The sequence below is a fragment of the Synechococcus sp. CCAP 1479/10 genome, assembly GCF_019038515.1.
In the GTDB taxonomy this organism is placed as follows: domain Bacteria; phylum Cyanobacteriota; class Cyanobacteriia; order PCC-6307; family Cyanobiaceae; genus Cyanobium.
Genome location: NZ_JAFKRJ010000039.1, coordinates 1 through 9228, shown reverse-complemented (window position 1 = coordinate 9228; position 9228 = coordinate 1). Strand labels below are relative to the sequence as shown.

Annotated in this window: 7 protein-coding genes; 3 read left to right on the top strand and 4 right to left on the bottom strand. The window is 58.1% G+C overall.

Annotated elements, in window-relative coordinates; genetic code table 11:
- Nucleotides 1–281: hypothetical protein (locus KUG39_RS14445; RefSeq protein WP_216918346.1), on the top strand; the 281-nt coding region annotated here is incomplete at its 5' end.
- A 133-nt stretch (nt 282–414) separates the two neighbouring features.
- Here the strand turns inward: KUG39_RS14445 and KUG39_RS14440 are convergent.
- The 4 genes from KUG39_RS14440 to KUG39_RS14425 form a co-directional block, all read right to left on the bottom strand.
- On the bottom strand, nt 415–2487 hold the full coding sequence (locus tag KUG39_RS14440; protein WP_216915816.1) for a tetratricopeptide repeat protein: 2073 nt from the start codon (nt 2485–2487) through the stop codon (nt 415–417).
- A gap of 350 nt (nt 2488–2837) precedes the next feature.
- Complete coding sequence (locus tag KUG39_RS14435) at nt 2838–4265, bottom strand: autotransporter outer membrane beta-barrel domain-containing protein (protein WP_216915814.1); 1428 nt, start codon at nt 4263–4265, stop codon at nt 2838–2840.
- Nucleotides 4266–4281: 16 nt separating this feature from the next.
- Nucleotides 4282–4623 carry a tetratricopeptide repeat protein gene (locus tag KUG39_RS14430; protein WP_216915812.1) on the bottom strand — a complete coding sequence of 114 codons (342 nt, stop codon included), beginning with the start codon at nt 4621–4623 and terminating at the stop codon, nt 4282–4284.
- Nucleotides 4512–5174 carry a tetratricopeptide repeat protein gene (locus KUG39_RS14425; protein ID WP_216915810.1) on the bottom strand — a complete coding sequence of 221 codons (663 nt, stop codon included), beginning with the start codon at nt 5172–5174 and terminating at the stop codon, nt 4512–4514. Before KUG39_RS14425 ends, KUG39_RS14430 begins: the two co-directional genes overlap by 112 nt.
- A 784-nt stretch (nt 5175–5958) precedes the next feature.
- Here KUG39_RS14425 and KUG39_RS14420 point away from each other — a divergent pair.
- Together KUG39_RS14420 and KUG39_RS14415 are read left to right on the top strand one after the other, a co-directional pair.
- On the top strand, nt 5959–6456 hold the full coding sequence (locus KUG39_RS14420; RefSeq protein WP_190612607.1) for a hypothetical protein: 498 nt from the start codon (nt 5959–5961) through the stop codon (nt 6454–6456).
- A 33-nt stretch (nt 6457–6489) separates the two neighbouring features.
- Nucleotides 6490–9228: calcium-binding protein (locus KUG39_RS14415; protein WP_286193198.1), on the top strand; the 2739-nt coding region annotated here is incomplete at its 3' end.

The following is a 9228-nucleotide window of genomic DNA, read 5'->3' as shown; positions in this document are numbered from 1 at the left end:
GCCTGCCCTGGGTGGGGCTGGCGGTGCTGCTGCTGCACGCCCTGACGCGCCGCACGATCACACCGTTTCTCTATGGCCTGACGGCGCTGGGGGCGGTGGGTTTCCTGGTGCTGACGCTGGGGGGCCTGCCGGACGACCTGGCCAGCCGCAACCGGCTGCCATCGGGGACGGTGCCGGCGGCGATCACCTTGATCTGCGTGGCGGCGTTTGCCTTCGGGCACCGGCAGGGGCAGGAGAAGGCGGCGGTGGAGGCGAAGAAGTGGCTGGAGCTGGATGGGTGAAGGGGCTGCGCAGCGTTCATGGTGACGGAGATTGATCACGGTCATTGATTGGCTGTTCTTGGATGCCGGCGCAATCATTGGCAGATCAATCCAATTGCAGCAATGAGCCCCCTTTCCCATGGCCGTCCGCTGCTTAAGGCTGGCGCCCCAATGCTTTGTTGAGGCTGCTTAAATGATTCAGAACATGATCTAGTTTGACTTGAATTCCTGGGTCCCCTGCCGTCAACTCTCGGTACAACTTCACCGCTTCAATAGTGGGCTGAAGGGCTTCGGAAAAGCGATTCAGTTCGCTATAGTAGAATCCAAGATTAGCGAGAGAATCTGCTAAATCTGCCTGAAATGACTGGTCCCTCGCCACCAGTTCTCGGTAAACGGCCACCGCTTCGAGAGTTGTCTTTAGGGCATCTAAAGGGCGTTTGAGTTCAGCGTAGTTGACGCCAAGGTTGAATAGCGCACCTGCTAAATTTGACTGAGTTTCTCGATGGCTTGCTGCCAGTTTATGGTACATTGCCACCGCCTCCAGTGTAGTTCGCAGGGCTTCGCCATGGCGCCCTAGTTTGCTGTAGGTGATGCCCATTTCATGCAGAGTAGTGGCCAGATTGCCTTGGAAGCTCGGGTCGCTTGCCGCCAGTTTTCGGTAAATTGCCTCTGCTTCTAGGATGAGGGAAAGCGAATCCGCTGTACGGTTAAGCTCCCTGTAGATGGTATTCAAGTTATTCAGATTCCGGGCTAGATCGGCCTGGAGTGTCGGGTTGTCTATCGTCAGCCTGCGATAAATTGCCACCGATTCGACAGTGGGTAGCATGGCTTCGTCTCGACGGCCGAGTTTGCCGTAAATGGCACCTTGGTTGCCAAGGGCAAGAGCTAGATTCCCTTGCAAGGTTGGATTACCAGCTGCCAGTTTGCGGTACAATGCAACTGCTTCCAGCGTGGGCTGCAGAGCTTCTGAATGATGCCCAAGTTCACTGGAGTTGACCCCCAGATTATATAGAGCATGGGCCAGACTGACCTGAAGCGCTGGGTTGCTGTCTGCCAGTGAGCGATAGATCGCTACCGCTTCAATCGTGGGTGGCAGTGCATCTGAAGGATGACCCAGCGCACTGTAGTGGACGCCTTGGTTGTACAGAGCACGGGCTAGATCGCCCCGCAACGTCGTGTTGCTTGCCACCAGTCTACGATAAATCGCCACTGCTTCGGTGCTGAGCGATAGCGCTTCTGAAGTACGGCCTTGTTGCGCATAGTGGCCACTTAAGTTATTCAAGCAAAGGGCTAGATCGCTCTCCACCGTCGGGTTGCGTGCCGTGAGTCTGCGGTAGATCGTCGCTGCCTCCAGAGTGGGCGGCAGGGCTTCGGAGAAGCGACCTAATTCGCTATAGTGGATGCCAAGGCTGGCGAGAGCATCTGCTAGATCAACCTCGAAGGAGGTGTTGATCCCTGCCAGTTTTCGGAAAGTTGCCACAGATTGGATCGTAGGCTGGACTGCATCTTCGCGTCTGTTCAGAGCAGTGTACTGAACACTGAGATTAAAGAGAGAACGGGCGAGATCCTTTAGGACAGCTGGATCTTCAGTTGCGAATCTGCGGTAGATCGCTACTGCCTCCTGAGTGGGCGGCAAGGCTTCGGGGAAGCGACCTAGCTTGCTGTAGTAGATACCAAGGTTGGCGAGAGCATCTGCCAGATCAATCTCGAAGGAGGGGTTGCTTGCCGCCAGTTTGCGGTAGATGGCCACTGATTCGATGGTGGGCTCCAACGCATCTCGATGTCTGTCCAGCATGGTGAACTGAACACCCAGGTTGTAAAGAGATAGAGCCAGATCGTCGCGGAATTCCGAATCGCCTGTCTCCAGTCTCCGGTAGATCGCTATGGCTTCGAAAGTGGGAGGCTGTGCATCCCTTGGGCGGTTCAACTTGCTGAACACCATTCCCAATTGCCTCAACGACAAGGCTAGTTCAGCTTCGAAACCAGCACTGCTTGCCGTCAGCCTGCGGCGAATGGCTACGGCCTCTTCGGTCGGGGCCATCGCCTCACTTGGCCGGCCCGACATCATGAGCAACCAACCAAACTGATGAAGAATGGCCGCTTTTTCTGCTGTGCCCAGCTGGGGATTGGCCCGCATCCAGCTGATCACATTCTGCCACTGTGCCAGGGCCTCGTCATAGGCACCCTGTTCTTCAAGCGCTTCTGCCTGCTGGATCCAGTCGGTCACCACCTTTGGCAGCTGATCTTGCGTCGCTGGTTGCGTCAGTACTACCCAGCTGTCGTTGAGGTCTGGCAGTAGCTGCTTGGCTTCGGCCCAGGACGCAACAACTGGGAGTGCTGCGGTACTCCCTAGAAGCAGTCCCACAATGGGTAGGCTTAGGCTCAACCACGGTCGCTCCACGGTACGCCCTGCAGCTTTATTCCAAGCTAAGAGCGTGCGGCGTCGCGATCCGCGTTCAGAGCTGATTCTTACACTGGGGATGCAGCGGATCTGAAGCACCCAGGAGCAAAGGGGAAGGGCCGAACGCGACAGTTCAGTGGCCGACGGCCCCGTTCCCGGCACCCTCTGCTGCCTTCTCAGAAGCTGAGCTTCACGCCACCCCCATAGGCGAACTGGCGCCCCGTGGAAAAGACTTCATAGGAGGCTGAGACATACAGGGACGCCTTGCTGGCGATGTCGTATTCCAGGCTGCCGCTCAGCGTCAGATCGTTGAGGCCGCGATTCTGGCCGGCGCTGGAGAAGTTCACGCCCGCTCCTGGCAGGGAGGCGTTCAGGGAACTGTTGCCGTTGCGATCCCCCAGTGCATCCACCTGATAGGCCACGGCGACGCGTGGCTTGAGCAGCTGAGTCCTCTCCGGGTTCAGGGGAATCGCGGCCGTCACCTCGGCGCCCACCGTTCCCACCAGGCTCTGGCTGGTGTGGCCCGCCACGTTCAGGTTCATGGTCGGGTCACCGCTTTCGCTGAACCCGTCCTGCTGATAGGCCCCATAGGCCACACCTAGCTGCGGCTTGAGCGTGACCGGCACCGTGGCGGTTGGCTTGCTGAGCGGAATCGCATAGTCAGCCTGCAGCCCGGCGGTGTAGCCATGGGCTGTTGTGCTGCCGGTGATCGGGTTGCCATTGCCCACCGCGATCAGGCGCCGGAGCCCACTGACGTTGTAGTTGCCGTATCCCAGCAGCCCCTTGAACGTCCAGGGGCCATCGGGTTTGTAGACCCCGTAGAGCGAGCCACTGTTGATGCTGGAGCTGATGCTGTCGCTGCCGGCCCCCAGGTTGCTCAACCCTGCCGTGCCGTAGCCATAGGCCGCACCCAGCGTCCACCGCTGGCTGGGTTGAACTTCGAGGCCATAGAAGCCACCGGCGACCGCGGCGTCATAGCCCGAGAGCCCATCACGGCCATCGATGGTGGCGGTGGCATTGCCTCCGGTCGCGAAGACGCACACCGGTGTCCCGTTCTTCTTGTCTGCGGAGGACGCGTCGTTCTGCCGGGTGGTGCCACCGATCACCCAACCCGTCGTCCGGCAACCGCCGGCCGGGGCCATCAGCGTCTGCCGCTGCTGCCGCAGGGCATTGAGCCCCACGCTCTGGAACGCGGCATAGGACTCCGGCGTGATCGAGTTCACCGCCTGCTCCAGCCCGGCCCCGGAGGGAATGGCCAGCAGATTGGCCAGGCGGAACACAAGGTCGGAGCTGAGCCCTGCCGCCGTGGCCTGGCCTGTGGTGAAGCCCGTGCTGCCGATCGGGGCCCCGGTGGCGTTGGCATTGCCCGCCGCCGCGATGGCCAGGCGGTTGAAGGCCGAATCGAACACCCCGGCGGCCGCGGTGCCATTGCTGCCGGCGGCCCCCAGGAGCTGCAGCGCCGAAGCCACCGCACCGCTGCCGTTCCTGGGGCGCCACTGCACGTCGAAGGTGCGGGGGGTGCCATCGGCTTCCTGGATCAGGGCCGTGCCGAACTGCAGCAGCGCCGATGGGGTGATCAGCGTGGCATCCAGCCCCAGGGCCAAGGGCGTCGTGAAGCGATCACTGGCGGTGAGGATCGTGTAGCGAAATCCAGGCCAGGCCGTCGATGTTCACGGAACTGACTGCCGACAGTCTGCGGTAGATCGCAAAGGCTTCGATCTGGGCTGGAAGTGCATCAGAAGGCTGTCCCATCTCCTTGTGGATGCGGCCCAGCTGATGAAGTGCATCACCGAGCCGGCTCTGCATGGCGGGGTCCGTGCCTGCCAATCTGCAGTGGATCTGGATCGCTTCTAGGCAGTAGAGCAGGGCCTCGGAGGGGCGCCCGAGTTCGCGATAGACCCTGACCAGGTTGCCGAGGGTGTCCGCCAGAACGCTGAGGGAGGCAGGATTGGCGGGAGCCAACCTTCTGAGGTTGTCCACTGTTTGCAGGTAGGTAGCGAGCGCGTCCTCGAGTCGGCCAGTTCGCCGTAGCGATTTCCCAGATCATTCAGGGCATCGGCCAGGTTGGCCATCTCCTCGGGATCCTTGAAGGCCAGTGATCGACGGATCTTTACCGCCTCGACGGTGGGTGGCAGCGCCGCTGCAGGGCGGTCAAGCGCGCTGTAGATGAGTCCCAGGACGTTCAGGGAAAGGGCAAGCTCCCCCCTCAGGCCGGTGTCGCGTTCGGCCAGCCGGCGATGCATCGCCACCGCTTCCAGGATGGGTGGAAGCACCTCCTTGCTGCGCCCTGTGGCTGCGTAGAGAGGGGCTACCAGTCTCAGTGAAGCCGCCAGATCAGCTGCGCCATCGCTGCTGATTCCCTCCAGACTCCGGCGCAGCTTCACGGCTTCCTCGACTGGGCCAAGCGCCTCGACGAACCGGTTGTTGATCCAGAGAAGCCGCCCGTAAGCATGGAGGATTCGGGCCGTGGTGGCATCATCCTGCTGGGGATTCGCCCGCAGCCAGTCCACCACCTTCTGCTGCAGGTTCAGGCTTCACCGTCGGCTCCCGCGTCTTCCAGTGCCATGGCCTGGCGGATCCAGCCGCTCACCTGCGGCGGCAGCTGGTTGTCCGTTCGTGGCGTTGCGTGGGAGCCCCTGGTGTCGCCCGCAGTAGCGGGAAACCGCTGGGCGACGGCTATGGCGGGCGCGGGTGTCCCGATGGCATGGCCCAGGAGCAGGGTAACCATTGGCAGGCTTCGGCTGAACCACGGATTCACCACGGCAAGCACAGCGGCTTGATTTCAAGCTAGGCAGCGGGGCTTTGGCCGCTGAAGACGGGTGAAGGTTTGTCTCTTTGGCTCTGGGCGCACCAGCCACTAGACGGCTCTGGGGCCCAGAGCCCAGCAATGACCCTCGTGGGCCTGCCGCTCACCATGGCACCGGTATCGCCACCAAAGGTGGTACGAAAGTCACTGGCCGCAGCCTCGACAATGGTCTGGATCGCGACGCAGCGCTGAGACAAGGACGTGTCCTACATGGCCTTGCAGCGCTGATCCAGGACTTTCTGCCCCATTGTCAGCCTTGTGCCTTGACGCCTGAAGACCCTCATGGTGTGGTAGATGGCGCCCTGGCTGGACAGGCATCGTTGAAGCGCTCTGACTTCTTCCACGACGGCCTCCCGAAGCACTGACGCGTGGAGCCATAGACCCCGTGACCGCCGCCGGGAAGCCTGGAACAGGACCTGCACGCGTTCGACGTTTCGTCATCGCTGGCCGATCCCCCTGTCCATCGTTAGGTTCTCAACGTGCAGCTCGTGATGTCCAGGAAGTCGCGTGATGGCAATTCCACCAACGCGGATCATGGCTTCCAACCGTTGTGTCCCACAGTGTTTGAGGCAACCCAGATGGGCTTCGTGAACGAAGTGGTCTCGGATGAAGACATTGCCCGATACAACCTGCCGTTCAAGCCCGGTGATGGCCGTTACTGGACGAGGGATAGGGAGCTGGATTGCTACCTGTGGGGGGGGATCATTGAAAACTTTTCCAGGGAATACATCCCTGAAGGAAGATTCTGGCTGTTTATGCGAGATACGCTGCTGGACATTTCGCTAAATGTTGAAAACGTCTCTATCGGATCGCAGGTGAATGCTCCGAAGATCGTATGGAAAGAAGTCTCTCATATTCAGCCTAGCGATCTTGGAGGCCTGGATATGCATGAAGTCTTGTCAGTTCTCCGTAGTGCCTTGATCGTGTTTGGGGTTGATGGCGAGGAGAGCCGACCACCTCTTGAGTCAATTGTAACAATTCAGTTCTAGCACTTAGTCACTGTATATCCGCATCTTGGAATCATGAAGCTTACTGCTGAGCAGGCCAATCTTCTGCTGGACACAATTGAAACTAAGGAACAGCTTCTAGAGCTAATTGAGAGAGTCGATCATCGGGTTCAAGGGTCTGTTACGGTCCTTTATAGTGGAGTTACCGGAAGATATTCTTCCGTCGGTGAGAAGATCGTCCATTCTGGCGCGATGGCGGAGGCACTGCACGAATCTGGCAATGACGTCCGTACCATTGATCAGTCTGAGGTAGGAAAGTTTATGAATATGACAAGAAACTCGAGTAACTACAATAAAAAGTTTGTCGACAAACTGAAGCAGATATTCGGGGAGGACAAGGTTGGGCTGCAAAGCTTTATGGATGGGGAAGTTGTTGATGGTATGCGCGTTAATAATGGAGTTTGGGACAGGGTTTCTGCCCGGTATGTCGCAGATGCCGTTGGAGAGGTGGTGACTTTCACTGGAGGGGCATCAGTAAGTCGAGTCTTCTTTCAGACAGAGCTCCCGCTGATTCTGAATAATCCAAGAGTGACAAGTATTGATGGAATACCAATTGAGGTATTTCATGGAATGGCCGTTGAGGATGCTTTTAAGATAATCATTGCAGCGTCCGAAGTGAGGACATCAAGGCTGAAGATATCTGTGGACGAATCTGGAAACCCTCTGCAGATCAATCAGCATTACGTCCTTGACGCCCGAAACTTCTTTGAAGACTCCAATGCGATCAATGGGAATGCCCCTCCCCCCGATACTCCGATGCGGTCGATGGCGGACTTCATTCCCCAGGAGAGGGTGGCTGCGCATCGTGAAGCGCTGAGAGAGATCCGAATAGCCCAGGACAATTTGGCTGTTCACTACAAGCGAGATCTTCTCAATCAGTCTCCTCAGACTCCACAGACTCCTCAGACTCCATCGCGTTGGCTCAAGGCCATGGATCAACTGGGCCACATCGCTGACGTCGTCAGCCTTGCGGCCGTGGCCCATGATGCCAAAGCAGCAATGGATGCGGGCGATCCGGACGCTGCACAGCGGATGATGACCCAATGGGCACTTGAGAATGCCGGGGCGATTCTTGCTGGTCGCCTGGCATCACTGGCAGTGGCACCCTTGCTGGCTGCGGGCCCGCTGGGCTGGTTGGCTGCAAGTGGCATCGTGCTGTCGGCCTCGATGCTTGGAAGTGCCTATTCCGACGAGGCTGCAGAGTTTGTGGCTGGGCACCTTGCCGATCTCTGGGATCGGGGACTGGGGGCATTGAGAAATCAGTTTCAAGCGGCGGAAAGAAACTATTCATGTCCCCTTATTCTTGATCTTGACCGCAATGGAGTGATCACATCATCTGAGCATGGATCTGCGATCCATTTTGATCATGACGGTAATGGATTTGCCGAACGGACGGGTTGGATCAGCCCGACGGACGGACTCCTTGTGCATGATCTTGATAGCAATGGCCTCATCGACCATGGAGGTGAGCTATTTGGCAATCACACATTGCTGCCGAATGGAACGAAGGCGGCCAATGGATTTGATGCTCTCAGGGCACTTGATGGAAATGGAGATCGTTGGATCGATCAACAAGATCCAGTATGGTCGAAGCTGAGTGTATGGATTGACAGAAATAGCAATGCGGTTACCGATCAAGACGAGATTGTGAGCCTCAGCGAGGCAGGCTTGCTGCGGCTTGGTGTTGACTATGTAGCATCAGATATGGTCGACTCTGAGGGTAACCGGCACCTTCAGATCGGTAGATTCCAGGCCTCTGGCGGAACTCTTCAATCCATGCATGATGTCTGGTTTCAGGTCGACCAGGCACGAACCAGGTGGCTTCACCCTGTCTCCATTGATGCAGGCCTTTCTGCACTTCCAGATCTGAAAGGCATGGGTATGGTGCCTGACCTGCATCAAGCCATGGCTGCAGATCAATCCGGAGAGCTGCGATTGCTTCTGGAAAGCTGGATCCAGGGCAACACCTTACAGCGCGAGGTACTGATTGATCCATTGATCTTTCGTTGGGTGGGGGTGTCTTCTGAGCAGCTCAAGGCTGGCTGGGATGCGATCGATGGAAGACTCGCAGTCATGGAGCGCCTGCTCGGTCAGCGCTTTCGCCAGGGCTGGACTGACCCTCGGCCGATTGGTCCGGCGGTGCGGTTGCTTCATCAGGCCTATGAAGATCTCCGTCTTCAGTTGGAAAATCAGCTGATTCTCCAGACGGATGCAAAGCCGATCCTGCAACGTCTTGTGACGGCAGATGGTGACATTCATTTGCAGCCATCGCAGCAGAGCCTGCAGTGGATCGCCAGCTATCTGGATGCAAGCTTCCTCCAGTCATCAGACTTCCTGGGACTGTATAAGCTGACTCGATCTTTTCGAGCCATCGGAGATTCTGGATCTCTGATTCTGGTCAAATTGCAGGACTCATTCATTTCCGATGCAGCAAAAGGAAGCGTTTTCCAACGGCTTGCTTCAGGGCATCGCCTTTTTCAAGGATCATCAGAATCCAACTACTTGTCTGGTACGGATGGTCAGGATTGGATCGAAGGCGGAGCGGGCGATGACCTGTTGCATGGCGGCGCGGGTCGTGACTGGCTGGTGTCGGGCAGCGGCAACGACAGCCTGAACGGCGGTGTTGGCGATGACGTGTATGTGATCGGCCAGGGAGGAGAGCGAAAAGAGATCAGTGACGTGGATTACGCGAGCGGCAACCGTGATGTGGTGCTGTTCACGAATGTGAATCCATCCGATGTGCGGTTAGTCGAA

Excerpts from the sequence above, each read along its gene's own strand:
- KUG39_RS14420 (WP_190612607.1), top strand. The coding sequence starts at position 5,959 with ATGTCCAGGAAGTCGCGTGATGGCAATTCCACCAACGCGGATCATGGC.